At 50.2% G+C, this 23,855-nt stretch carries 22 protein-coding genes and 2 pseudogenes; 17 read left to right on the top strand and 7 right to left on the bottom strand.

Annotated features, from left to right (window positions below):
- Positions 1–10 precede the first annotated feature (10 nt).
- The 17 genes from IPG22_22985 to IPG22_22905 all read left to right on the top strand — a co-directional run bounded on the left by IPG22_22985 (position 11) and on the right by IPG22_22905 (position 15,341).
- Entirely contained in the window at positions 11–3,406 is a 3,396-nt protein-coding gene (locus tag IPG22_22985; protein MBK6591131.1) for a strawberry notch family protein, read from the top strand.
- 229 nt (positions 3,407–3,635) lie between these two features.
- Positions 3,636–4,682, top strand: coding sequence for a sigma-54-dependent Fis family transcriptional regulator (locus IPG22_22980; protein ID MBK6591130.1), 1,047 nt, complete (start codon positions 3,636–3,638; stop codon positions 4,680–4,682).
- 120 nt (positions 4,683–4,802) lie between these two features.
- Complete coding sequence (locus IPG22_22975) at positions 4,803–5,927, top strand: hypothetical protein (GenBank protein ID MBK6591129.1); 1,125 nt, start codon at positions 4,803–4,805, stop codon at positions 5,925–5,927.
- Positions 5,928–5,933: 6 nt separating this feature from the next.
- Complete coding sequence (locus tag IPG22_22970; protein MBK6591128.1) at positions 5,934–6,239, top strand: hypothetical protein; 306 nt, start codon at positions 5,934–5,936, stop codon at positions 6,237–6,239.
- The gene (locus tag IPG22_22965; GenBank protein ID MBK6591127.1) at positions 6,229–6,474 is read left to right on the top strand and encodes a hypothetical protein; all 246 of its coding nucleotides are present in this window, start codon (positions 6,229–6,231) and stop codon (positions 6,472–6,474) included. Before IPG22_22970 ends, IPG22_22965 begins: the two co-directional genes overlap by 11 nt.
- Positions 6,475–6,488: 14 nt before the next feature.
- Positions 6,489–7,304, top strand: a complete 816-nt coding sequence (locus IPG22_22960; protein MBK6591126.1) for a hypothetical protein — start codon at positions 6,489–6,491, stop codon at positions 7,302–7,304.
- 132 nt (positions 7,305–7,436) lie between these two features.
- On the top strand, positions 7,437–7,997 hold the full coding sequence (locus IPG22_22955; protein ID MBK6591125.1) for a hypothetical protein: 561 nt from the start codon (positions 7,437–7,439) through the stop codon (positions 7,995–7,997).
- 8 nt (positions 7,998–8,005) lie between these two features.
- Complete coding sequence (locus tag IPG22_22950) at positions 8,006–8,650, top strand: Mov34/MPN/PAD-1 family protein (protein MBK6591124.1); 645 nt, start codon at positions 8,006–8,008, stop codon at positions 8,648–8,650.
- Positions 8,650–9,537, top strand: coding sequence for a ThiF family adenylyltransferase (locus tag IPG22_22945; GenBank protein MBK6591123.1), 888 nt, complete (start codon positions 8,650–8,652; stop codon positions 9,535–9,537). The genes IPG22_22950 and IPG22_22945 overlap by 1 nt, the downstream gene beginning before the upstream one ends.
- 20 nt (positions 9,538–9,557) lie before the next feature.
- A complete protein-coding gene (locus IPG22_22940; protein ID MBK6591122.1) occupies positions 9,558–9,878 on the top strand; it encodes a hypothetical protein in 321 nt (106 codons plus the stop codon).
- 18 nt (positions 9,879–9,896) lie between these two features.
- Positions 9,897–11,273: a hypothetical protein gene (locus tag IPG22_22935; GenBank protein ID MBK6591121.1), complete on the top strand. Its 1,377-nt coding sequence runs from the start codon at positions 9,897–9,899 to the stop codon at positions 11,271–11,273.
- A gap of 24 nt (positions 11,274–11,297) precedes the next feature.
- Positions 11,298–11,714 (top strand): hypothetical protein, encoded by a 417-nt coding sequence (locus IPG22_22930; GenBank protein MBK6591120.1) that lies wholly within the window; start codon positions 11,298–11,300, stop codon positions 11,712–11,714.
- 21 nt (positions 11,715–11,735) lie between these two features.
- Complete coding sequence (locus tag IPG22_22925; protein ID MBK6591119.1) at positions 11,736–13,355, top strand: AAA family ATPase; 1,620 nt, start codon at positions 11,736–11,738, stop codon at positions 13,353–13,355.
- A gap of 15 nt (positions 13,356–13,370) precedes the next feature.
- Positions 13,371–13,769, top strand: a complete 399-nt coding sequence (locus tag IPG22_22920; GenBank protein MBK6591118.1) for a DUF1257 domain-containing protein — start codon at positions 13,371–13,373, stop codon at positions 13,767–13,769.
- An 18-nt stretch (positions 13,770–13,787) separates the two neighbouring features.
- The gene (locus IPG22_22915) at positions 13,788–13,979 is read left to right on the top strand and encodes a DUF2997 domain-containing protein (protein ID MBK6591117.1); all 192 of its coding nucleotides are present in this window, start codon (positions 13,788–13,790) and stop codon (positions 13,977–13,979) included.
- Complete coding sequence (locus IPG22_22910; protein MBK6591116.1) at positions 13,976–14,644, top strand: radical SAM protein; 669 nt, start codon at positions 13,976–13,978, stop codon at positions 14,642–14,644. The genes IPG22_22915 and IPG22_22910 overlap by 4 nt, the downstream gene beginning before the upstream one ends.
- Before the next feature lie 523 nt (positions 14,645–15,167).
- Complete coding sequence (locus IPG22_22905) at positions 15,168–15,341, top strand: hypothetical protein (protein MBK6591115.1); 174 nt, start codon at positions 15,168–15,170, stop codon at positions 15,339–15,341.
- Positions 15,342–15,788: 447 nt separating this feature from the next.
- Here the strand turns inward: IPG22_22905 and IPG22_22900 are convergent, their stop codons facing one another.
- The 7 genes and pseudogenes from IPG22_22900 to IPG22_22870 all read right to left on the bottom strand — a co-directional run bounded on the left by IPG22_22900 (position 15,789) and on the right by IPG22_22870 (position 23,270).
- Positions 15,789–16,157: an NTP transferase domain-containing protein gene (locus IPG22_22900; protein MBK6591114.1), complete on the bottom strand. Its 369-nt coding sequence runs from the start codon at positions 16,155–16,157 to the stop codon at positions 15,789–15,791.
- A 6-nt stretch (positions 16,158–16,163) separates the two neighbouring features.
- Positions 16,164–17,340, bottom strand: a pseudogene (locus IPG22_22895) (NarK/NasA family nitrate transporter).
- Positions 17,341–17,683: 343 nt separating this feature from the next.
- Complete coding sequence (locus IPG22_22890) at positions 17,684–18,271, bottom strand: Rieske 2Fe-2S domain-containing protein (GenBank protein MBK6591113.1); 588 nt, start codon at positions 18,269–18,271, stop codon at positions 17,684–17,686.
- Positions 18,261–18,911: a 4Fe-4S dicluster domain-containing protein gene (locus tag IPG22_22885; protein MBK6591112.1), complete on the bottom strand. Its 651-nt coding sequence runs from the start codon at positions 18,909–18,911 to the stop codon at positions 18,261–18,263. Before IPG22_22885 ends, IPG22_22890 begins: the two co-directional genes overlap by 11 nt.
- Positions 18,826–21,011: pseudogene (locus IPG22_22880) on the bottom strand (molybdopterin oxidoreductase family protein). Before IPG22_22880 ends, IPG22_22885 begins: the two are co-directional and overlap by 86 nt.
- A 331-nt stretch (positions 21,012–21,342) precedes the next feature.
- The gene (locus IPG22_22875) at positions 21,343–22,038 is read right to left on the bottom strand and encodes a hypothetical protein (GenBank protein ID MBK6591111.1); all 696 of its coding nucleotides are present in this window, start codon (positions 22,036–22,038) and stop codon (positions 21,343–21,345) included.
- A gap of 719 nt (positions 22,039–22,757) precedes the next feature.
- The gene (locus IPG22_22870; protein ID MBK6591110.1) at positions 22,758–23,270 is read right to left on the bottom strand and encodes a hypothetical protein; all 513 of its coding nucleotides are present in this window, start codon (positions 23,268–23,270) and stop codon (positions 22,758–22,760) included.
- Between the last annotated feature and the right edge of the window lie 585 nt (positions 23,271–23,855).

The following is a 23,855-nucleotide window of genomic DNA, read 5'->3' as shown; positions in this document are numbered from 1 at the left end:
AGAAAAAGCAATGTATTCAACTCAAGAACGAAGTTCGGAAGGACTTCCCGCGTCTGTACTTACTTCGAGCGAGGCAGTCGCAACGGTGGAGCATTCCCAAGGTAATTCGGACCAAAACATTTATTCTCCGCGATTTATTACCGGCGGTTCGCCGCATCCGGGAGTGATAGTCGAACCTCCAGGCCTTGCTAATGTTGAACCGCCGCCGATTCGTTACCGGCCGACACTTCCGAACTATCTATCGGACACCGGAAAGCTCTCGGCAATGCAAATTGAGAGGATCATCTATGCGGGACAGGCACATGAACAAAGGCTTGCAGACGGTTCGCGAGCGGGTATCAGCATAGGAGATGGCACCGGAACCGGCAAGACAGCGACGCTTGCGGGTATCATTCTGGATAACTGGTTCCAGGGAAGACGACGGGCTGTTTGGTTTTCTGTAAAAGCGGATCTAATCGAAGCCGTCTCGGATGAGTTTAGAAGACTGGGGCTGACGCCGCCGATCAAACTGATCAATGACTTTAATACCGATCAGGAATTAGACATTCGAGATGGCATTGTTTTCTGTACGTATCGCTCGCTAATAGCCAAATCGAAAAAGGGCAATAAACGGCTCGATCAGATTACCGGTTGGCTCGGACCCAGCGGAGTCGTGATCTTCGATGAAGGTCATAAAGCTAAGTACGCTTTTGCCGACGACCGCGGCAAATCTACACAGACTGGGGCCGCCGTCCTTGAGATCCAGAATCCAGAAAGGTTTCCGAATGTGAGAGTGGTCTACTCTTCTGCGACTTCGGCTGGGGAGGTGCGACATCTCGCTTATATGTCGCGGCTTGGGCTTTGGGGAGCAGGGACTAATTTTCCGATAGGATTCGAGCAGTTCGCTGAAGAGATTGAATCCGGAGGTGTCGGGGCTTTGGAGATGGTATGTCGGGACCTTAAGGCGATGGGACGATACCTATGCGGCAACCTGAGCATGGGAACCGATCCCGAGTCGGGCTTGTCGGTTGAATTTCGTGAAGTCATACATAAACTCACACTTTCTCAGCGGAGGATGTACGACAATATGGCCCAGGGCTGGCAGGAAGTTTTTCGGAATATCCATCGAGCGCTGGATCTAACTAACTCGGGCAAGGCCACTCGAAGCAGTGCTCTCAATCAGTTTTGGGCCGAACATCAGCGTTGCTTTCGAAATCTGATCACGGCATTTAAGGTTCCGACGTTGATCCGCGAGATCGAGGAAGCCCTCAGCAGAAAAGAGTCCATTGTGGTGTCGATTACGGGCACTGGCGAGAGTCAGACCAAAAAGCAGATCGAAAGGGCAGCGGATCAGGAAGAAGCGATTGACAGTCTCGATTTCAGTCCGAGAGAAACTCTTACTCGACTAGTCTCAAATTGTTTCCCGACCGCGTGCTTCCAAGAAAGAACCAATCCATATAGCGGAACTATAGAATACATCCCTCTCGTTGACGCTAACGGCGAGCAGGTTGAGAGTCGTGCAGCTTTGCAACTGCGAACAGAGCTATTGGATAAACTGTCCATTCTGGAAGTCCCTGAGCATCCGCTTGACCAATTGGTGAACTACTTCGGGGTAGAAAACATTTCGGAGATGACCGGCCGGAAAAAACGCCTGATCCGGACGGCAAAAGGCACTCTGGAGTATCGGCCGCGCCAACTTGCTGGTGTTCCTTCAAAGCTTATCAACCTCCACGAAAAGAACGCCTTTCAGAATGGTGACAAGAGAATTGCAGTCATGTCCGAAGTGGCATCGACCGGAGATAGCCTTCACGCGGGCAAAAGTGTCGGCAATCAGCAAAGACGTCTTCATATCGCTGCGGAGCTAAAATGGTCAGCCGATAAACAGATCCAGGACTTCGGGCGTACTCATCGGACGGGTCAAGTGGCACCGCCAGTCTATCTGCTAGTCTTCACCGAACTCGGAGGCGAGAAAAGGTTTTCCTCAACTATCGCTAGAAGACTCGGCAATATGGGAGCCCTTACAAAGGGGGACCGCCGCGCCGAGAAGGCTGGCAACCTTGATAAATATAATCTTGAATCGAGAGAAGGGCGTTCGGCGTTACGTGTTGTACTCACCGGCATCATGAGAGGACGAGAGATCGAGGGGATCGAAGATCCAAAACAGGCTCTTCGAGATATGGGACTCGTTAAGACTGTGGATGGTGACGAGCAGATCCCCGACAGCGAGAAGACCAATATCCCTCGATTCCTAAACAGGCTGCTTTCGCTTGAGATGGACCGGCAGAACGCACTTTTTGATTACTTCTACTCCACGTTCCTAGAGACCATTGAATATCTAAAGCAGAAAGGAAGACTCGATGACGGAATGGAAGACCTGAAAGCGATGTCAGTCGCCGTCTCGGGATCGCCGCAGGTTCTGAACTCCGATCCTTTGACCGCAGCAAAGACTGTCTATTACAAATTGGAATTTAAAGTCGCGACAACACCGGCTAGATATCAGGACATGGCGGCCAGTGATATACACCAGCTCTATCAGGACCGACGAGACGGATCGTTCATAGCGGTGAGAAGAACTTTATCCCATACTGATCCCGAATCAGGAGAACGGTATCAGATGTTCTCTATCACAAAGCCTTCCGGCCGCAACGTAGCCTATTTACGCGAGAGTGAGTTGAATCAACGGTATCGCATAGTTCCGAAAACAAAAGCAGAAGACTGGTGGATTAACGAGGAGAAGAAGATTCCAAACTTCGAACACAGAACCGTCCATATTCTCAGCGGTGCATTGCTGCCAATATGGAAATATCTTAAGACACTCAGCCACGATGCTCTGAATATCGTTCGAACCACAACGGATGATGGCACCAGACTCGTTGGAGTAAAGATATCGGAAGAATGGCTCAGAGACATCCGTCAGCACTTTGGCCTTCGGGCCAGTATTCCAACAACCGCCAATGAAGTATTGCGCGTGGTTGATTTTGAGAAGAACAGCGTCAATCTGATCGGCGATATCACTGTGCGGTCATCGCGGTTTCAGGGGCAACTGCTTACAGAGATCTGTCCTTCAACTTTCGAACAGATCCGAGAACTGCGGGGAATGGGACTCGTCAATATCGTACAGCACGGGCGCCAGAGATTTTTTCTTCCACAAGAATCCCCATGGCTCGCCCTTGAAAGAGTCTTGTTTCTTTATCCGCCGGAATCTACCGAGATTAGTTTCTTGCCTGAAATGTCGGGGGAATCTGATAGTTTCGAGAAAGCGACTGCGATTGAACTTCATGAGTGGATGATCGAGCCGGACCTGTGGGCTATTGACGAACTTTCCGTCGCGGAGGATTTGGCTAGTGTAAGCCAGAGAATCTGTTACGGCGAACAGCGACAACTAGCCAACGACCGACGATCGTTGGATTTCACGAGCGGAGTCTGAGTTTGGGGGTATAGGACTTGGGCATTGCATACCTTCCATCAAATCGAAAAAAAAATAGTTCCTTAGAAGTAACTTTTCCGGCTAACCAGGGTTTTTATTGATGTAGGTCAAACAATCGGAATTAAAAACGGCCCCTGGCTTTCCAAACGAAACGTCGGAGCTACCGGATGAAGAAACACATTCCGCATTGATACGGACCTTTGAAGCAGTATTCGGAGGGTCATTGCTAATGGACAGTCAGTATGTTTATGCGAACACAGACACTGCGTCGTCGGTCTTTGAGGAAAAAATAGCTCTGTACGCGCGAGTTCCGCATTACATTCTCATCACCGGTGAGAGAGGCACTGGCAAAACGACGATAGCCCGACAAATCCACGATCTTAGCATCCGATCGGGGAGGGAGTTCGTTGGAGTAAATTGCGCGAGTTTTTCATCAGAACTTCTAGAATCCGAACTCTTTGGCTACGAAAAAGGTGCGTTTACAGGCGCAGTCGCTCCTAAGGCCGGACTTTTTGAGACTGCCAGCGGAGGGACTCTTTTTCTCGACGAGATCGGCGAGTTGTCCCTAAGTCTTCAGGCAAAATTTCTAAAGGCGGTAGAAGAAAGGCGTATTCGTCGTGTCGGCGGGACGCGGGACCGAGAGATAGATGTTCGAATCGTAGCCGCGACTTCCAGAGATCTACAATCGATGGTGAACAGCGGCTCATTCAGGGCGGATCTATTTGATCGCTTGAATATTCTACAACTTGAAACTTTACCTCTCAGATATCAGAAGGAAAGGATTTTAGAGACATTCTTGGATCAGTTGGAAAAAGAGAGAGTGACTATAGGTATAGAATTGCCGTTCAGAATCGAAAAGGATGCTCTTTCCGCAATCCAAGAACTGGAGTGGAAGGGCAATTACCGCGAACTTCGCAACTTTGCCACCCGTCTCGCTGTGGAATCTATTGATGAGGTGGAAATCACTCATCAATGCGTTAGTCGTATGGTGCGCGACAGCGACAGAGGCCCGCGTGTGGAGTTACCGATAGCTGATGAAAATGGAAGCTATCTGACAGTAATCCTCGACCCCGAAACTGATGATTTGGATAGTGTTTACGTAAAGGCGGCCGCAACATTTATTGAACACGCGTTAAGACGATCCAACGGGAATTTGCGACGTGCGGCGCGTTCGATCAATACTACTCATTCAACGATTTCGCGGATCCTTAAGAAGAACCAAGAACGTTTCGTTTCTCCGTCAAACCCCGCTACATCTTTCGCTGCGGCAGCGTAAAAATAACATCCAGGCTTATCGGATATAGAGGTTCGCAAGGTTTCGCGAGCCTTTTTTCTTTTGTCCGATGACGACTGGGGAAACAAAAATAGCGGTGGATAGGACTGTGGAGATAGAGATATGGAAATTCTGAATAGCGGTTCGTTCATTCCGCTTGATAATCGCGAGAAGATAGAACAACTGATCTTCACTGCCAGAACGCTCGCAAATGAGGTTAGTCAAAACGAGGGATTTCAAAGCAGCGGACAGACGAATCAGCAGATCGGACTGGAACTCTGGAAAGGTGCCGAGTATATGACCCGGTCCCATGAGGAAGTAACGATCCGGAACATTTTTCTGAGCAAGTTTCTGGAGCGGCTCCGAGATATCGAACGTGAAACGGTTCAACGGTCATCTACTCCAATCCCGCGTTCGAGTCCCCCCAGTCCTTTTGAGGAAGCAACGTTCGCTGAATCGAAGACCGATATCAAGGCCGATATCAAGACCGAATCTGCCATCGACGCAGAAGACGAGTTCCTCGGTATCGTTGATTCGAAAGAATCAGCCGAAGTGCGACCATCTTACGCAAACGAGTGCAAGCCCGAATGCGAGGAGGAGATCGTTTCGATGTTGGACTCGTCTGATACCTTCGCAAATGTCGAGCCGATCCGTGACCTAAAAGTAGAACTCAATTCTGCCCCAACTCCCGAACAAATTAACGAAGTCGCCGAAGTTCAAGAACATGATGCGGTTAAGTCCGCTTCTGAGGTTGAGAGTGACCCTGAGCCAACGCGCTCGATAGAATGGTTAGATGGCTCAGTGTCAGATCGAAACGACACTGAACAGTCCGTAAGATCGGTTGTCCTATCTGAAAAGGAACCGTATAACTTTGACACCTGCACCGTCACGGCCGTGATCCAGTTACTGCCCGAATCCAATGGTTCAAGAGACTGCATTGTCAGTGTGCGTTCGCATGACTTTGCTCCGCAGATCGCATTTACGAACCTTTGTAACGAAAGTGGTGAGCTATATCTATCCGATCCGATATCGATCGCCCTCGAACAGTACAGAAACTCACTGCCGCTACTAGCGGCCGAGAAAATGAAGAAGGAGCAGGCCACAACCAGAAAGCGAACTCCCAAGAGTGCTCCGAAAAGTCCAGATAACCCTTCTGAGAAGGCGGTCACGGGCGCCGACGCAACTTCAACATCAAGTGCAGTACCGCAGGAACCAGCGAAGGATCAACAGTCCCTCTTCGCTTCATAGAAAATCATGGAAAACGAAACTAATACGCCTCCGGATGAAAGTACGCCGGAAACCGCGAACGGCGCCGAAACGGAATCATCGGAAAGCACGGATGCGACAACTCCGGTGACCGATCCGAAGGCGACGATAAAGATCGAGGGCCAGACCTTCGAACTGGATTCATCTCTCGCACAGGAAGATAAGACACTTAAGGTTGTGCTTCAGCCGCATTTCGCTTCGATCGAGAACGCGAACATCACCCGTGAGGTTAAGGACGGCAAACTCAGCGTCACCATCGTCAAACGAGCTCAGCATAAGGGCTATGCAGCCTGATGAATCGCCTTTCGAAGTATTGCGGGCTGAGAACGAGCAGATCAATCCGGCGATCATTCTTGCGGAACGGCTAATGCGGCGGGAGGCGGCAGAACTTTTGAGCGTCGAGGAAGTAAATGAGGCCGAGAACATCCTAACGATCGGTACTCAGGAGATCGAAGTAATCGAATCCCACCGAAAGGCGTTTCAGAAGACCCCGGCATCAGCGATCGACTATATTCCGACTGGCTTCTGAGGTAAGGAGGCTCCATGACCGGATTAGGATCGGCGAGGGCCGAGAACGGAAAGCCGGTGTTTGGCTTTGGCGAACGTCTGAACCGCTCTCTCGAATACCTGCGATTTAAGGCAAAGAGCTACAACGCCATATATGCATGCGAAACAGTCTCCAGAGTCGTATCGGAACAGCACAAATATCGGCTCTATATTGAAATGTTTCCAAAAGACTGGGAACAATCAACAAAGAGTCTTTACAGAGCAGGTTATTTCAAGGCGTACAACGAACGTACGAATGAGTTCTTTCAGCTGATAAATGATAACCGCTTTCCATTGCTCGAATACTGGCATGATGATCCGGAGCTGGAACTTGAACGATTTGCCATCCCGCCGATGAACTTCGACCTGTGTTGCGAAGAAGTTGATTTCGCAAACCTTAGGGACAGTTACCTGGCCGGACTGATGTTCTATTTCAACGAAGATGAAGAGATCTGGAATTACTTTTCTGAAAAGTACGGAGTTGATAAAGAGTCACTGCCTGCGATCAAGACGGCACATGCAAATATCTGGAAAGAAAAGCATCGTTCAAAAGAAAAACCTTTCAGCGATCTGATCCGACTGGTCGATCACTCCACCGGTAATCCGTGGCTAGACGTTACTAACTGCCAATATCCGGAGTTCTTCGAATGGAATAAAGAGACTGTTGAGGGACTGACCGAGGCGTATAAGGCCGCAAACCTATACTTCAAAAATCTCGAACATTTGGATAGAAGGATCGAGGAAGATGCTCAGACGTTCTTTAGTGAGCTTATTTCATTCTGGAATACGGGAAAGATATCGTCGTGGAGGTGAAGCTAAGCGATGAATAGGCCCTTGCAAGTACCTGCCGATGCTTCTGCGGCGCTGTATTTCCTGCCGGGTCAATATCTCTTTGCCGATCTTAAAGAATCGTCTGTGTCTTTGAAGGCTCTTTCGAGTGACCAAGTGGCTAGAGCTTTTCGAAAGGTTCATACAGATACGGGATGGCTTGGTAAACGAGTCTTGCGTTACCGCGAGGCTCCCGAAGGCAACGCGATCCTCTCGTACGAACCAGCCGCAATACGAAAGATAACCATCGCTTTTGCTGACAAGGGACTTTTTGAAATCTCAGTTCCGCTGCCCCCTCTCATCCTTCTCGGTAAAGGACGGGAATATTATCTCTGGGCCGCGCCTTCATCTCACATATCGGCTAACACCAATCTTGCTGTTGCTCCTCTGCCCAATGTCGGCTCGGGTAAGATCTGCTTTGGAAAGAATGAAGTCCCTGAAACACATCCTTCTACTCTTAGCGAAGTGTGGAAACTGATCTTTGAAACGCCATTCAATGCTGACCACGCCGGCGAGCGATGCCTCACCGAACCGCAAGATGTACGCGAACTTCTTTGGAAACTGGCGGCTGACAAGGCGAAGAAGTTTCCAAAGTCCGAACTACTCTTATCAAGCACTACAATCGACGACGCATGGGAAACGATCGTTGAACAGCGAAGGTACGACTCACGGTTCTAAATAAGAGTATGGAAATAAGAAACGAGTTTATTGGTCACCGGATCGCAAAAGAGCGATTCGAGCCGATAGAAGCCATTCTTTACGAGTACCTTCTCGCGGGCAACGGCGTACTTCTACGAGCTCAGCGTGATGAATTTACGGTTTCAGTTCCTCTGGTGTTCAGAGAGATAAAGGGCCTTCCAACCGCATTTGTAGGTATCACATGGCTTAAGCCAAGAGTTCCAAGTCGTGTATGGGACGAGATTTGCAAACACGCCCAAATTTCCAACTCGAAGGAGAATTTTAGAGAGGAACTTTATCTTATCTACTGGGACAGCGAGCGATACGCGTGGGAGTGGAGTACGTCGAGCAGTGACAGGACATATGCCTCAACCATAGCCGATGATAGACGGCCGGAATACTCTGAGGCCTGCATCGAGATCCATACGCACCCGGATGGGGCATATCAGTTCAGCACTGCAGATGACCGCGACGAATCGGGAAAGTTCCGCATCTTCGGGATAATTGCGGACGTTCACGATAAACCAAAGATTAGATTCCGCTGCGGGATCTACGACCACCTTGTCCCAATTCCATTTTCCTGGATCGGACACTTGCCAAGCGGAGTTGTCGATCTGAATGAGGTCGAAGCTCTGCTTCAGATGACGTTGTAATGGAAATCGATCTTAGCTTCTCGCAGGCCGCTGTCGTAATGCCGGTCGAATACAGCACCCTTCGATTCATTGTCGTCGGTGCCGGAGGAACAGGTTCTTTTATCGTCCCTGCTCTAGCCCGATTGATCTTCGAACTGAAGCAGCAGCAAAATAAATCTGCTGAAATGCTGATCGTTGACCCGGACGTGGTAGAAAACGGAAATATACCGCGCAGCAATTTCTGCTTCGCGGAAGTTGGGCGGTATAAGGCGCAGACGCTTGCCGAAAGAGTTGCTACGGCCTGGGGAATAGAAACCAGTTTCTCGTGCGAGAAGTTTGATCCCGAGAGACATCTTAAAAGCTCGAACAGCGATTACAGGAGTCTGACGATCATCGTCGGTTGCGTCGATAATTACCTTGCTCGGCGAAAGATGCATCTGGCACTTGATGAGTTTCGCGGTTACGGTGACGCGTCCAGACTCTGGTGGATAGACGGTGGTAACGGAAGATCGTCGGGCCAAGTATTGCTCGGTTCGACGACCAAGCGCCTTAAACCCGAACAATACTTCACGGGAACTAGTATCTGCCGAGCACTACCTGCTCCGTCGCTTCAGCACTCCGATCTTCTTGAACCAGAAAGAATTGAAACCAAGAGCGATGTGTCGTGTCCCGAACGGGTAAGCCTCGGTGAGCAAGGCCTTAACGTAAACCAGCGAGTAGCGATCGAAATCGCAGAGATCCTTTCGTCAATGCTATTGACTCGATCCTTAAAACGGTATGCGGTCTATATAGATGTGGAGAGCGGCACTACAAGATCGACCTACATAACTCCAACCGCTGTTTTTGGGAAGAGCGATCGCCCGTGCTTCGACGGCAAGACAAATAGGCGGCAGACATCATGCGAATAGCTGAAAAGCGTCAAACCTGTATGTCGAAACTATTATCGGAAGAACTTAAGAACGCTCTGCCAAAGATTGGTGACCAAGAGGGGAACAAGGACCCCGCCGTCTTTGCCGTGTTCCGCTTTCCATTGAGCGGATGGATATGGTTCGTAACAGAAGGCGATTCTTCCCTGGACGACATTTGCTTTTTTGGTTATGTCGTCGGGCTTGAGCGCGAATGGGGATATTTCTGTCTCAGTGAACTGGAATCTGTTGACATCGACGGGATCAAAGTTTGTCGTGACGAGGCTCACGTCCCGAGGCCATTATCCGAGTGTCTTCAGCAAGACGGAATCGTTAAAAATTGAGCGGTGGACAGGATGCGAATGGAAACACAAACGTCTGCCGGAATTACCGGCACGCAGGTATTGCCGTCACTAGCATCTTCGGTGCTCCGAAACGTCTTCGGTGGTTCTCAGATAGAGGATACATCGACCGAAGAAATTTCTCCGGGTTCTTTGGTTGATCAGCGGTCCAAAATTGCCAGAGAAGTACTGGCTCGGCTTGAAACCAGAAAGGACCGAGCCGCGACGGAGTTGGGCATTCGTGCTCAAGAGGTTGAGTCTCTTCCATTCGATCTTTCAACACTGGAAAGTGAAGGCATCTTCATGAACATCGATTGTCGAGGTTTCGGTAGTCTTGTTCGGCAATTGGAATGGAAAACTCTTGGAGTTCAGCTACCTGAGAATGCGGCCGTCAGAGTGAGTCCGCCGCGAGCCGGGTTGCTGCCTGATATCTATCGGAATCGCCTGATGCGAGGAGCCGCTCAGGCTCATAACGCCCTCAATAAATTCGGCTTCCGATTCACGCTTTGCGAGACCGTCTGGGGAACAAGCGAGTACAAGTGGATTCCGTGGACGGCGTTTGAAAGTTTTGAAAAGGCATATCTCCAAGCCTGCGAAACTCTCGCCGCAGCAAAGAGGGAGGTTCTTTCGAAATACGACGAAATCCTCACAATCCTTCAGGACAGTTTCTATCAGCTTGCGAGAGATTCTGCCAACAGATTCGAGGCCACGAGCGACGAAGCCTTTGATAGAGAGGAGTTCGTTAATGCGGTCGCGGCACAAGCCATCGGAATGGTCCCGACACGCGAGATGATCCGCGATGGCCTTGTGATAACAATGAAGCCGAAGGTGATTATTCTCGGGTCGGAGATGATCGCCGAGCGAAACCTCGCAAAATCTCTTGCACTCGAAACCACTCGTATAAATTCTGATCAGATAAAGATCGATCTTGAGATCGATGCGAAACGCCGCATCGAAGAAATAAAGGTCGATGAGGTGACTGCTGAAACCCGGCGAGAACGCGAGGTAAAGGAGCGTATCCGCGAGATGAAGATCGAGGCGGCAAGACGCGAAGCTGAAGAAGCCGTTTCTCCGATCAAGGAAGGCTTTGCCCAGATAACGGCGAAGATCTTCGATTCCGCTTCGGAAATGGCAGAACGAATGAAGGACGCGGAGTTTGTGTCAGGCTCTTTGGCTAAACGGGCACGTCAGATGTGCGAATGGTATCAGTTGATGAACTTCACGGGCGATACATCTCTTGAAAATGTTCTCGAACAACTACAGACAGCCGCCGGCCGCGAAGCCAAGCAGCGTTCGCCGGAAGAGATGCGAACCGCTCTAAGCGACCTTCTGAGGATGACATCCGTTCATTCAAAGAAACTCCTTGATGAAGATCGGCTAAGCGCTCTCGAACTTTAGATCAACGAAGACGAGGTCTTAAAAATGGCAAACTTCGACCTGAGCAAATACATCCCGGTTCACGCACGCATAGCAGAGTTCTACGAGAAGTATCCGGACGGCCGGATCGTTACAGAGATTATAAGACTTAACGAAGACAGCGGTTTCGTATGTATAAAAGCCGGAGCGTACCGGAACCGAGATGATGCGGAGCCTAGTTCTACCGGACACGCCTTCGAGATCCGGGGGCAGGGGTATGTAAACACAACATCCTTTATCGAAAACGGCGAAACAAGTGCTGTCGGCAGGGCGTTAGCAAATCTAGGGTTCAAGATCGACAACGGCATCGCCTCAAGAGAAGAAATGCAGAAGGTCGAAAGAATGACCGAAGCAGCTAAACCGACCGGCAACAATGGACGAAACGGCCATAACGGGCGTCTTGTCACACATTCCGTTTCTTAAACACTTTCCAGTAAACAAATAATGTCTGAATTAGAAACCGGTGCCGACAGCATCCGGAAGTTCCTGCATGAGCTCGATATCAGGATCAGAGCCCGATATCCGCTTATCGCGATCAATACATTCGAAGAAGACCGAGTTAGAGAGGCATTGATCGATCTCGTCTTTCAGGATAGGCATAAAGAAAAGCCTCTCTATTTTTGGAGCCGGCCAAGTGGTCTTCAGAAGGTATCGGATCCAAAGGAGGGACTGCTAAGCTCGCCTCAAACGATCGGCGACACGGAAGATCCAGAAAGTCTACTTGGCTTTATCAGCGAGCAGAAAACAGGTATCTTCCTGCTGTGTGACTACGCACCTTACATCTCACCGTATGGGCAGGAAGACCCGTTACTGGTTCGACGACTTCGTGAGATCGCCTGGAAACTAAAATCGACGAAGGCCACCATTCTCTTTGTAGGACCGAATTTTCCCGAACTAAAAACACTCGAAAAAGAGGTCACGCAGATAGATCTTGATCTTCCGAAGGAGTCCGAGATCGAAGATTCGATAGAACTTCAGTTTGAGAACCTGCGTTCCAATGGTCTCGATATCAGCCTTACTAAGGAAACCCAGGTTGCACTGCAGCAGTCTCTCCTTGGTCTAACAGCAGTCGAGATCAGCAATGTGGTAGCTAAGGCAGTTATCAGCTGCAATGGTCTCAATCAAGACTCGATCAATGTCATCCTTGAGGAAAAGAAGAACGTAATCCGAGGCAGCGGTTCGTTGACTTATGTTCATCCTGAACCGGCAAGCAACCTAGGCGGCTACCAATCACTCCGAGCCATCCTCGAACGCGCAGCCTACACTTTCAGTCCGAGAGCGAAGGCTCGCCACGTCGAACCCTGTAAAGGCATACTGCTCGTCGGCCTGCCTGGATGCGGAAAGGATCTCTGTAAACGTGTCGCTTCAAGCATCACAAACCGAGCATTACTGGATCTAGATTTCGGTTCGATTATGGGAGAGGGCGGGGGCGTCATCGGTTCCTCGGCAATGTCGATAAAGCGCGCTCTATCTATCGCCGGAACGATCAAAGGCATTCTCGGTATCAGTGAGTTCGAAAAGGCAGTCTCAGGAATGAAGTCGTCCAACAAGACGGACGGCGGTGAGACAGCACGAACCATCTCCTACCTCCTCAACTGGATGCAGGACAACCAGGATGTTCTTGTGTTCGCTACCGCCAATGACGTACGCGATCTCGAATCCGAGCAATTCAGGATCGGTAGGTTCTCATATATACACTTCGTCGATCTTCCCGAAACAGAGGACCGTAAGGAGATATTCCGGGTTCACCTTAAGAAAAGAGCACTCGATGCGGAACACTTTGATCTCGACAAGCTCGTAGAAAAAAGCAAGGACTTCTCCGGCGCGGAGATCGAAGGTGCAGTACAAGACGGAGTCCTTGAAGCCTTTATCGACGGTGACCGGCAAGCCGAGACTCGCGACATTATTAAAGCTGCCGAGAACATCACGCCTACAGCACAGATGATGAGCGAGAAGATAGAAGAGATCCGAAAGTGGGCGCGGAACAATATCAAAGGCGTGGGCTCTAGAATCGAAAATACTGGCATCGCCGGAAACCGCACCGATCGAATCTATGAACTTTAGGTAGGGAGAATTTCAATGAGTAAATACATGACATTCGACTCTCAGTCGTTTCCGAATCGAGAGCTGCTTCTCGAAGCCTTGGCCGAATGCGGATTCGCATCTCCGACTGTGGGAACCGACATTCCTCTCGAAGGATGGGATAAACACGATCCACAAACGGCGGACGTCGTAATCAGGCGTCGTGAAGTACGGGGACGGTCGCTTTTAGGAGATATCGGCTTCAGGAAAACGTCAAAGGGCTACATTGCCGTCATCGACGACATGGACTTGAATTACCACTTAGGGAGGGACTTTGTGGTCAGGCTCCAGAACAGCTATCACGAAGCGGCCGCACGAAAGGTGGCTAAGAAACTCGGCGGTACGCTTATCAAAGAACGGATCGGAAAGACTCTCAAAATACGTATCAAATATTGAGAAGGGAAATGGTGGATTATGCCCGAGATTGAATTTAAGATCGATACAGAACTTGGAACCTGCAAAACCGAGATAAAAGGGTATCAAGGCGCCGCTTGTGAGAAGACCGCGAGACAGCTAAAGGAAGTTCTTGGCGATCCTACTGGTGAAACTAAAAAGCAAGAGTATTTCGTCACGCCGAGATGCAAACTGACCGGCAAACGAAAATGAGCAAAGAGATCACTTTCATACTTGAACCAGACAGCGGGAAACTCACGACCGAAGTATCAGGTATTTCCATCGAGGTACTCACCAATCTAAGAGATGACCTTGGCACCTCCCAGAATGTGAATTGCGGAAAGCCGCTCCAAAAAGATGTTGCTAAACTTCCACTGTCAACCGCATCCACTTGCAACGACAATCAGTCAATCTGGCTGCATCGGATATATCACAATTCGGTCGTTGATGGGCCTGGTAGAAGAAGCGTAGTTCAAGTTGCGGGGTGTTCGATTCGTTGTCCTGGATGCTACGTTCCGGAAACACATTCTAGGCAGAACGGACGTTTGGTCAGTGTCTCGTCAGTTGTTGAAGAAGTTATGCTAAACAGGTACGGCCATGATGGCGTAACAATTCTTGGCGGGGAACCATTCGACCAACCGGGTTCCGTCGCCGAGATCGTATACAGGTTGAAGCGTCTTGGCGTTCATATCACGATTTATTCTGGTAGCACGCTTGAAACTTTGAACGGACAAAACGACAGTAATATTCATTACATCCTTACTCATATCGATCTTCTAATCGATGGTCCATTCATACGTGAGCTCGCCGACAACGTCAGTGAGTATCGAGGTTCCCGAAATCAACGACAAATTTCTCAATTGACGAGATTGGGTTAAGTTAAGTCGCTGTTGACTACTAATCCGTGAACTTAATATGCGGTAATTTATCCAACTCATTGACTGTTTATAGTAATCCATGAACTACCGCTATTCGGCCTGCCTAAGACCTCAAATAGCGGTGGTCGTACAAGCCAATTTCGATCAATCTGCATAGGGTATGATTATTCTCTAACTTCTTCTACCTCGCATGCGAGGTAGTGTCAGAGCGGATATTCCCACACCAACGGGTTCGATGCATTTATCGAGAACGTGTACGTAGGCCGCCAATTTGGCGATGATCTGAATACGGTCAATTCCATAGCGAACGGACAGCGGAGCACTCTCTTCACAGACCTACTGGAACGCGACGGCTAATTATCGGATCGAGCGGTGGAAAACAACATTCTTTGTTACCGCAAAGAACTTGTTCGATCGTACCTTCATTATCGATCGCAGCCGCGGCATTCTGCCGTCCACTTCGCGGCTTGTTCAGTCAGGAGTTCACATAAGGTTTTAGGGGCGAGGAAAGTAGGAAACAAATATGAAGATGAAGATGTTTTTAGGGGCGGCCGCCGCTTTCCTCCTTATTTCAATGACCGGATGCGGACTTGATTCGAACACGAACGGTGCGGCGCCCAACGGGCTAGTGAACTCTGCAAGTACTCAGAAGGTCGTTATCGCACTCAAACCGGACAAGATCCGGATCAAATACTGACCGAGGGGGCGGATTAGCCAGAAGCCGGCCGAGCACTTCGTGCTTTTTATTCCGCTGGCGGGTCCGTATATCGAAGATCTTTTTATAAGTCAGATTCGTACATATTGTTCATCAGCATCTGAACTCTTCCAGAATGATCGTTCCATTGCCGGGCATCGCGGTCGAATTATCTCGGGTTCAAGAAAGCCGGTCGGAGTCGCATCTTTCAATTTCGACTGCTGCTCGATATTCCTCGGGTGTGTTCAAGTTTAAGAACAAGAATTCGGAGCCTTGAATATCTTTGATCTCGAAAACCCAATTACCCGTACCTGGAGTCGTTCACGCAATCGTTGTATTCGCCATTCACCATCGGACAACATTGTTTCGACCTTGGGAAGGCACGGGTCCCGCCGGTACAGCCCACAAAGCGGCTGATTGCGTCCATCTGGCTGTTCGGCGAAGATGGCATCAATATGATTCATTTCCGAGTCTAGGCAGTGCCGCAAAATGTCTACCATCCGAGTCATCAATTCGCCAGTGACAAATGGCAGGTCGCACGCGAGTACGGCTATCCACTCGGTTTTGGCGCTCACAAGCTGTATATAATCCCACGATTGCTCCGCGGGCGTCTCTCATAATGGGATGATCTTGAATTATCGGAAGCGAAGTAATTGCGTCATTTGAATTGCCGACCAAATAAACTGTGTTTGCGATCGAAAACATGGCACCGGCTGCCCGATCTATGAGCGTCCTGCCTCCGACCAACAGTGCCGCTTTATCTTGCCCCATGCGTCGGCTTTGGCCGCCTGCCAAAACAAATCCATCGATCAAACTCATTGCGTTCTAAGAAGATTCTCCGGTTCTCTCGTAACTCCTCATTGTTGGCTTGATAAATGAAAAATAATTGACCACAAGACAAATCACGGAAAATAAAGAAAGAAACACAAACCCGAGCGTATAAGATCCGGTGGCGTCCTTAACAAAGCCGAGTTCCAGTGGTGGAAAAAAACCTCCCAGCCCGCCAAACGCCCCAACAAGTCCAGTGACTGTGGCGGTTTCGTTCGGGAAATACTGAGGAACGAGCTTAAATACGGCTCCGTTACCCAGGCCAAGTGCAGCGGCGCAACCAAGCGCTCCGATCGTGAAAGGAACGATAGAAACGGAGCTCAACAGAAGTGCAAGTACAGCGATCGCCGCGAAGACACCGAGTAGAACCTTGCCGCCTCCGATCTTGTCGGCCAAGATCCCGCCAACTGGTCGCAGGACGGTTGCTACAAGGACGAATCCCGCCGTGCGGGCCCCGGCGTCGGTCGGGGTTAAGCTAAATATTTCCTTCAGGAAGGTGGGCAGATAAAGGGCGAGAGCGACGAAACCGCCGAATGTAAGGGAAATAGAATAATGACAGTATCCAGGCGTAGCCGGAGGTTCGCAGAACGCTGAGATTCTGCTTCAGTGTTTTTGGAGCGGCCGTTACAGCAGCGTCCTGAGCAGAAAAATAGAACATTAGTCCCCAGCTAAATGTGACGGCCGCAAAGATGAAGAAAACATAACGCCAGTCACCCAAGTAGATCGCGAGGACAGGTGCGGAAAATACAGCGATCGACTGTCCAATGTTGCCCATTCCGTAAATGCCAAGGGCGGTTCCCTGCTTTTTACGACTGAACCATTTTGAGGTAAAGCCGACGCCGACCGGAAAGGATGTTCCGGCGAGCCCGAGAAATAGGCCGAGGATCAGCAATTGGGTGTAACTTTGCGAAAAGCCTATAGCGATCGCAGGTACCGCTGAAAATATGAGAAGAGCCGCAAAGATACGTCGACCGCCATATTTATCCGCCAGCATTCCCGCAAAAAGACGGCCGATCGAGCCCAGCAGGACAGGAATCGCGATCAAAAGGCTCTTTTCCTTGCCAGAAAGGCCGTATAGCTCGGTGAAGGTGGGGGCGAGTGCGGCGATAAGACCCCAGACGGCAAACGTAACGGCAAAGGCAGTTGTCGAAAAAAAGTGCCCGAGCTGAGCCAGGCTGAAATGTCTTAGTATCCATACGTCTTAAACAACGTCCCCCTCAAGTCTTATACCTGTGGCCACGAACCGAGGGGAATAGATCAACAAGCTTAATGAAAAACCGGGTCGACTCATCGAGGCGGAGAGGGCTTCCACCAAACGATTATGCTAAGTGCGATCAGCCAGCATATACCTGAGGCAATGACGAGCGGAGCCAGTTGAGTGTACGCATGAGCAAGAGCAGCCTCTACCGCTGCCGAGAGGATCCAGGAGTTGAGCCACGTTGATCATAACAAGCATCGCGAGACGGGCCTGCCAAACGGCGGCGAGTCCGCGGCTCTGCGGTCTTTGCGGCTTGACGTTAGCCTTCATTTCCAAGCACCTCTCTTTGAACTGCAAAGATCTCGCCATTGATCGTCTCAAGCTCAATTCTGTCGAGCGGACGCGGCGGCGGGCCATATAATACTTCGCCGGTCTTGGAGCTAAAACCGCCATTGTGACACGGGCATTCTAGACGGTCATTTGCTTTTGAATAATAGACCGGGCAAGACAGATGCGTGCATTTCTGCCCAAAGGCAGCGTAGGTGCCGTCGGTGCCGCGTATCAGGATCGCGGTATCTTCCTCCGAAGGATACGCGAAATTCAAGGCTGATCCGGGTTCGATGCTAATAGCACCGTCGATCTTCGCCGGGGTAAAGGTCATTGGCGATCGAGCATCATATGCAGATTTCCCTGCAAATCCAGCTGCGCCCAGAAATAATGCACTCGATGTCAAAAAGAGAAAGTTGCAGAACTCCCGCCTTGTAACCTGTGCTTCGCTGTCTCGTTCGTAAGGGAACTCGGCCTGAAACGGAGCCGTCGCTGTGCGGACACTTACTTCATCCGATATTTCATTATCTGCGGCTAGTATCTTCTTGATTGACTCTTGGTCGAATGCTTTAGAATTCATTGCTTTTATCGGATTCCTCCACTTGGGTGTCTATCCACGATTCTTCCCTAACAGGAGCGCCATCGAGAGCTATCTGTCCCTCGAAAACGCCACACCCATCAATGCTGACCTCGTCAGCGTCTGTCGGCAGCATCATGTAGACCTTTGTCTTGACACTCTGATTGCCAAAAACATGAGCATTGACCGGCTTGGTTCTTCGCAGCGGAACGATCTGCTCATAGGTGCCGAAGGCTAATGCACCGGTCGGGCAAACGCTGGCGCACATTGGCATTAGACCCTCACTTGTTCGGTCGTAACACATGTCGCATTTCATCTGCAAATGCATCGCCGAGTTGTACTTCGGCACGCCAAACGGGCACGCGTTCACGCAATTGCGGCAATCGAGACAGCGGGGTTTTAGAGCGGACATAACCACGCCATCTTCATTTTGTTTGATCGCGTCTGCGGGGCAGACAAGCGCACAAGTCGGTTCTTCACAATGCATGCAAATGGTCGGCATGGTTGCGGTTGTCTCGCTGCGGTCGATGTAATCGACAAAGATCATCGAGTAACCCTTATGCGTCGAACACTCGCGGCACGCTGCGACACAGGATCTGCATCCTATGCATCGCTGTGGATCGATAAACATGGTTTCGTTCATGCGCTATTTTCCTCTCTGCACTTCGTTCTGTGACATTCCCTTTCGTACCTCGCCTAGTATCGGCAATTCTCTCGTATGTATTTTCTCTAAACGCGGCACATGCCTTGAATTCCGGTATCTTTGAGGTCGGGTCGAGTGCTGCATTGGTGATCTGATTCGCCGCGAGTTCCTCCCAATGATAGGGCACAAAGATCGTGTCTGGCCTGATCGTTTTTACGACCAGAGCGGGAAAGATGCCTTCACCGCGACGCGAAACTGCACTTCACACGCTCGCCGTCGTTGATCTTGTACTTCATCGCGGTTTCAGGATGCATCTCAACGAAAGGCTCCGGGCACTGCTGAACAAGAAAGCCGATACGCCGAGTCTGATTACCGGACAAATACTGGTGAACGATGCGCCCGCTGGTAAAGATCAGAGGATACTCTTCATCGGGCTTCTCGGCGGCCCCTTTATACTCGATCGCGTGAAATTTAGCCTTACCGTCGTCGTGAGCGAACCGGTCCTCGAAAAGGCGTGGCGTCCCCGTACTTTCCTCGGTCGGGCACGGCCAGAAGACGCCGTCCTGCTTGTCGATCTTTTCGTATGTGATTCCGAAATAGTCAGCCTTACCACCCTTGGACGCGACGCGAAGTTCGTCAAATATGGCCCGGGGGGACTCAAACTGAAAGTACTTACCGCGGCCCATCCGGACCGCTATCTCCTGCAATATCCGCCAGTCCTGGCGTGCTTCTCCCGGAGGGTCTATCGCCTTATTTATCTTTATCACACGGCCCTCACCGCTCGTAGTCGTACCTTCGTCCTCGGACCATGTCGTGCCGGGAAGTACTACATCGGCGTAACGGGCGCTTTCGGACAGAAAGAAGTCGATGCAGACGTTAAATTCAAGCCCTTCGAGCGACTTGCGTACCTGGTTTGTGTCAGGTAGCGAGACCATCATGTTGCTGCAGATCGACAAGAGGCCTTTGATCTCGCCCTCGCGCATTTTATTGAATAACTCGACAGCGGATACGCCTGGTTGAGGCAATTCAGATTCGTCTATGCCCCAAACTTCGGCTATGTATCTCCGATGTTCCGGGTTGAGCATCGACCGATAGCCTGGAAGTTGGTCGGCCTTCTGTCCATGCTCACGGCCGCCCTGGCCGTTGCCTTGACCGGTGATCGTGCCGTAACCGCGGCCTTCCGAGCCGATCTTACCGGTCGCAAGTGCGATATTGATATAACTCAGCACGTTCTCCGTCCCGTTCGAATGATGCTCGATGCCGCGAGCATGCATGATCATGCCGGTTTTTGCGCGGCCGTAGAGGCGAGCGGCCTGAATGATCTTTTCCGCTGGAACGCCGGAGATCTCCGAAGCGACATCGGGTGGATAATTTAATGCCGCCGTCCTGGTCGCTTCCCAGTCATTAGTGCGGCTGTCGATAAACGCCTGATCGATAAGATTTTCGGTGATCAGGACATTCAAGATGCCGTTGGCGACCGCGACGTCTGTACCGGGCTTGAGCTGTAAATGTAGATCGCCCTGACGAGCTGTTGGGGTCTCACGCGGATCGATGACTATCCACACACCGCCGTTGTCACGCTGTTTCCAAAGGAATCCATTAAGGATCGGAAACGTCTCGGCACAATTTGCTCCAGCGATTATCAGAACTTCCGCGTGGGGAATGTCGCTCCACGGGTTTGCCGCCCGGTCAATGCCGAACGCTTTATTGTTACCGCCCGCGGCAGATGCCATGCAAAAGTCGTCCGTTGTAGTCAATGTACCTGGTCTGCAATCCAAGGCGGGCGAATTTACCTACGAGATAGGTCTTTCGGTCGTCAGTGAAGAGCCTGAATAAACAGCGATCGAATCCTTGCCGTATTTTTCCTGCAGTCCCTTAAATTTCGACACGATCAGATCTAGAGCCTCGTCCCCAGCTCGCTCGCTCGAAATTGCCGTTTCGTTTTATCAGCGGATATTCCAGCCGATCTGGATGATGTGTCTGTAGATACGCAGTCACTCCTTGGGACACAGACGGCCTTCGTTAACCGGAAAATCGTAACGCGGTTTCTACGCCGACAACATGATTCTTTTCAACCAGCAGATTCATGCCACACTGCATACCGCAATATGGGCAGTGGGTTGGCACTATTTTGTCGATCTTTCGTTCAGCACTCTAACCGCCGATCGGCTCATCGTGCAGATGGGGGCCAAAACGGTCAATAATGCTTGCGAGATTTTCTACTTTTGACATTGTTAATTATTCGTCGTCAGCGGGTGCCGTGAAAGACCTTATCGGGGCGATCCATAAGAACGGAGTATGCCAGCCCTCGCATTACCCGCTTACACCGTGGGCAATAGTCCGCAATGTTTCGCCATTTTCCATTGTGTAGTCGAAACCAACTTTTCGACGACGCTCTTCAGATCTCCGAGCCACATAATGGATGCGAATTCTACGCCGCACCGCCGACATTTTGCCTGCTCCATTTTCTTTGGCTCGCTGCTGATAGAGTTCCACGCCGATCGAGGCCGGGCGCTGGACGATATGAAACAGCTTGCCGAACGGTAGGAAGAAAAGCGTCATTATCATTATCGCTTGATGTGTCAGGGCAATGAACGAGTACATATAACACTTCCGAAATATGTGCCGATGCCGTTAGCATAAGCCCCGAGACACAGATCGCGATCAATAGAAGATGGGGAACAAAATCCAACAGAAATTGCTGAACAGCAATTGCTCCGCGGTCCTTTAATCGGCGATGGATCGCAACAGCACAGCCTGCTAGAACCATGAGGGCTGTAAAATTGAGGGCCTTGAATGTAAAAAAAGCCATTACGCTGTGGACGTCCATCGACTGCATTGGAAAGCCGAATACGTAGGCTTTGTAGCCTGTCTCGCTCTCAAGTTTGAAATGTATCCAGCCCCAAACAAGCGGGAAGGTGATGGCCGCTGACAAAACACAGCCCCACATGATCAGAAAATGCATCAGCCATCTTGATTTGGCCCGTTTGAAGATAAACTTCTGGGCGAGCATGTTTATGCCAACCGTTTTTGTGGCATCTAGTGTGTTACGTGCAAATTTCTTTCGCTGGAAAAAAAGCTTCAACCCTCTGGAAAATATGCCCGCGTCGCCGGACGCTGGAGCCAAAGTGCATAGCGGAAAAATATTGCGCGGAACGCGACGATACCGCGATCAGATACCCGAATAAAGCCGAATCGAAATGTTCAAGATTGCGCAAACCGACAATAACAAGTGCCGTCAGAGCCATGGATGCCCGGAGCCCGGATCAAGGTCGGGTTGCGATAATTAATCGAAGTGGTAGGCTCTGGTGATCTCGATGGGCATTCGTTTTTCTATAGGGCAACCATCTGTCGTCTGCAAAATGAGCGCCAACCTAAAAGAGAATATGGTGCGTACCAACTAATGAGCAATTCTTGGGCTTAGATCATCACTTATATTCGAAACGTTACAGGCGAAAATACCAGTGCGTATTTATGCGGATCGGCAGTGTGAAAACTCGCGGTCAAAGAAGATCCGGATCGATAGCGAGTAATGTAAAATGAGTAGAAGGCCCCTTTCTCGTAAACCGGGATAGATCACAGTCGAATTTCTGTTAGTAAAAGTGTACGGGAGAAAATACTTCGCGTGAGTCCCCTCGTACTCCCCTTATTAAATATCAAATTCCGGCCGTTCGATTTATGATTTGGCTCATGAAATGTAAACGCTATTGTTTTGGGAATCGCTGGGGGCTTCATATTGTCCAGACAAATATCCGACCATTTTAGTGCTGAGCTAATAGTTGGCCCCTTTGGTATTGGACGCAGACGTTCGTTTGGTGGCGGAGAGTACGTTTTTTTCGAGGGTGATCAGGCCACATTTTTACCGATCATATTGGCTGGAAAGATCAAACATGGTTCGCTATCCTGAGTGCGGGTAAGGAGATCATCATTGGCACGTTTCAGGTTGGCGAGACTTTTGCACTCCGCCGGGCGATGGATGGAAAGCGATTTCCCGCAATAGCCGTCGCACCGAGAACAGCTCGCTTCTAATGGTCCCGCGGGGGTGAGTTTCTCGCCTAATGGAATCATCGTCGGAATTTTCGTCCCTGAGCTTAACCGAATGTGTGTATCTCCGTGACCGGTTGCCATACTGTCTAGATTTTGGCTACGCCATCCGCCGAGCAGCGTGTGAGCGAGCATTATTTGAGGCTTACGGGTGAAATGAATGCGGGCGAAGTTAAGAAGATCACCCATCGACGGCAAGATATAGCTGAGATGGCAGGGGTTTTCGCTCGAGACCACGATCCGACTATCCGAAAACCGCGGAAAAGGATATCTGAAAATAGTTGGCGGAAGAATATTGTCGAAACGACCGAGCACTTTCGCACCTTATCCGGGCTGTTAGCCATATGCAAAAAGTGATCTGATCATATTTCGGCGACCGTGCTTCGTGTTACGTTCCTTATTCTAAGACTTGCGTTGAGGATGGATCATGAAACTGAATTAGAGAGAACACTCTTCGTTTTCGGTTAATAAGTTCCGAAGTCGAGACTTTTGATCAAACAGGAACCAATGGGGACAACGTGCGGTTTGGGCCAGGAAAACGACTTTGGTTACTTGCCTTGAAAAGACGCCCAACAGTAATTTTTCGGCCTCTTTGCGGACGGAATAATTGTGGTTCATGCGGTACCCGCCCCCGACGCCAATAGCTGGGCCAACTCCGACGAGGTTATCTTGCCGGAACCTTTCTGGGGACGAACAAACTGAACTCAGAATATTGATCGAAAAGGACTTTGTTTGTCTAAGTGCCCACAAACCATGAAGACCAGTCTGACCGCTATCCTCACACCCCCAAAGGCGACGCCGCGTGCTGCCGTACGACACGACCATCTGAGAATAACGGATTTTCCGGTCCGACCATTGCGGCCCGGCGATTGACCGAATTGGGTTTACTGATGAGTTTGA

It is taken from the genome of Acidobacteriota bacterium, from assembly GCA_016703965.1.
Taxonomy (GTDB): domain Bacteria; phylum Acidobacteriota; class Blastocatellia; order Pyrinomonadales; family Pyrinomonadaceae; genus OLB17.
This window is presented reverse-complemented; position numbering and strand designations above follow the sequence as displayed.

Excerpts from the sequence above, each read along its gene's own strand:
- IPG22_22985 (MBK6591131.1), top strand. The coding sequence starts at position 11 with ATGTATTCAACTCAAGAACGAAGTTCGGAAGGACTTCCCGCGTCTGTA.
- IPG22_22980 (MBK6591130.1), top strand. The coding sequence starts at position 3,636 with ATGGACAGTCAGTATGTTTATGCGAACACAGACACTGCGTCGTCGGTC.
- IPG22_22975 (MBK6591129.1), top strand. The coding sequence starts at position 4,803 with ATGGAAATTCTGAATAGCGGTTCGTTCATTCCGCTTGATAATCGCGAG.
- IPG22_22970 (MBK6591128.1), top strand. The coding sequence starts at position 5,934 with ATGGAAAACGAAACTAATACGCCTCCGGATGAAAGTACGCCGGAAACC.
- IPG22_22965 (MBK6591127.1), top strand. The coding sequence starts at position 6,229 with ATGCAGCCTGATGAATCGCCTTTCGAAGTATTGCGGGCTGAGAACGAG.
- IPG22_22960 (MBK6591126.1), top strand. The coding sequence starts at position 6,489 with ATGACCGGATTAGGATCGGCGAGGGCCGAGAACGGAAAGCCGGTGTTT.
- IPG22_22950 (MBK6591124.1), top strand. The coding sequence starts at position 8,006 with ATGGAAATAAGAAACGAGTTTATTGGTCACCGGATCGCAAAAGAGCGA.
- IPG22_22945 (MBK6591123.1), top strand. The coding sequence starts at position 8,650 with ATGGAAATCGATCTTAGCTTCTCGCAGGCCGCTGTCGTAATGCCGGTC.
- IPG22_22940 (MBK6591122.1), top strand. The coding sequence starts at position 9,558 with ATGTCGAAACTATTATCGGAAGAACTTAAGAACGCTCTGCCAAAGATT.
- IPG22_22935 (MBK6591121.1), top strand. The coding sequence starts at position 9,897 with ATGGAAACACAAACGTCTGCCGGAATTACCGGCACGCAGGTATTGCCG.
- IPG22_22930 (MBK6591120.1), top strand. The coding sequence starts at position 11,298 with ATGGCAAACTTCGACCTGAGCAAATACATCCCGGTTCACGCACGCATA.
- IPG22_22925 (MBK6591119.1), top strand. The coding sequence starts at position 11,736 with ATGTCTGAATTAGAAACCGGTGCCGACAGCATCCGGAAGTTCCTGCAT.
- IPG22_22920 (MBK6591118.1), top strand. The coding sequence starts at position 13,371 with ATGAGTAAATACATGACATTCGACTCTCAGTCGTTTCCGAATCGAGAG.
- IPG22_22915 (MBK6591117.1), top strand. The coding sequence starts at position 13,788 with ATGCCCGAGATTGAATTTAAGATCGATACAGAACTTGGAACCTGCAAA.
- IPG22_22910 (MBK6591116.1), top strand. The coding sequence starts at position 13,976 with ATGAGCAAAGAGATCACTTTCATACTTGAACCAGACAGCGGGAAACTC.
- IPG22_22905 (MBK6591115.1), top strand. The coding sequence starts at position 15,168 with ATGAAGATGAAGATGTTTTTAGGGGCGGCCGCCGCTTTCCTCCTTATT.
- IPG22_22900 (MBK6591114.1), bottom strand. The coding sequence starts at position 16,157 with ATGAGTTTGATCGATGGATTTGTTTTGGCAGGCGGCCAAAGCCGACGC.
- IPG22_22890 (MBK6591113.1), bottom strand. The coding sequence starts at position 18,271 with ATGAATTCTAAAGCATTCGACCAAGAGTCAATCAAGAAGATACTAGCC.
- IPG22_22885 (MBK6591112.1), bottom strand. The coding sequence starts at position 18,911 with ATGAACGAAACCATGTTTATCGATCCACAGCGATGCATAGGATGCAGA.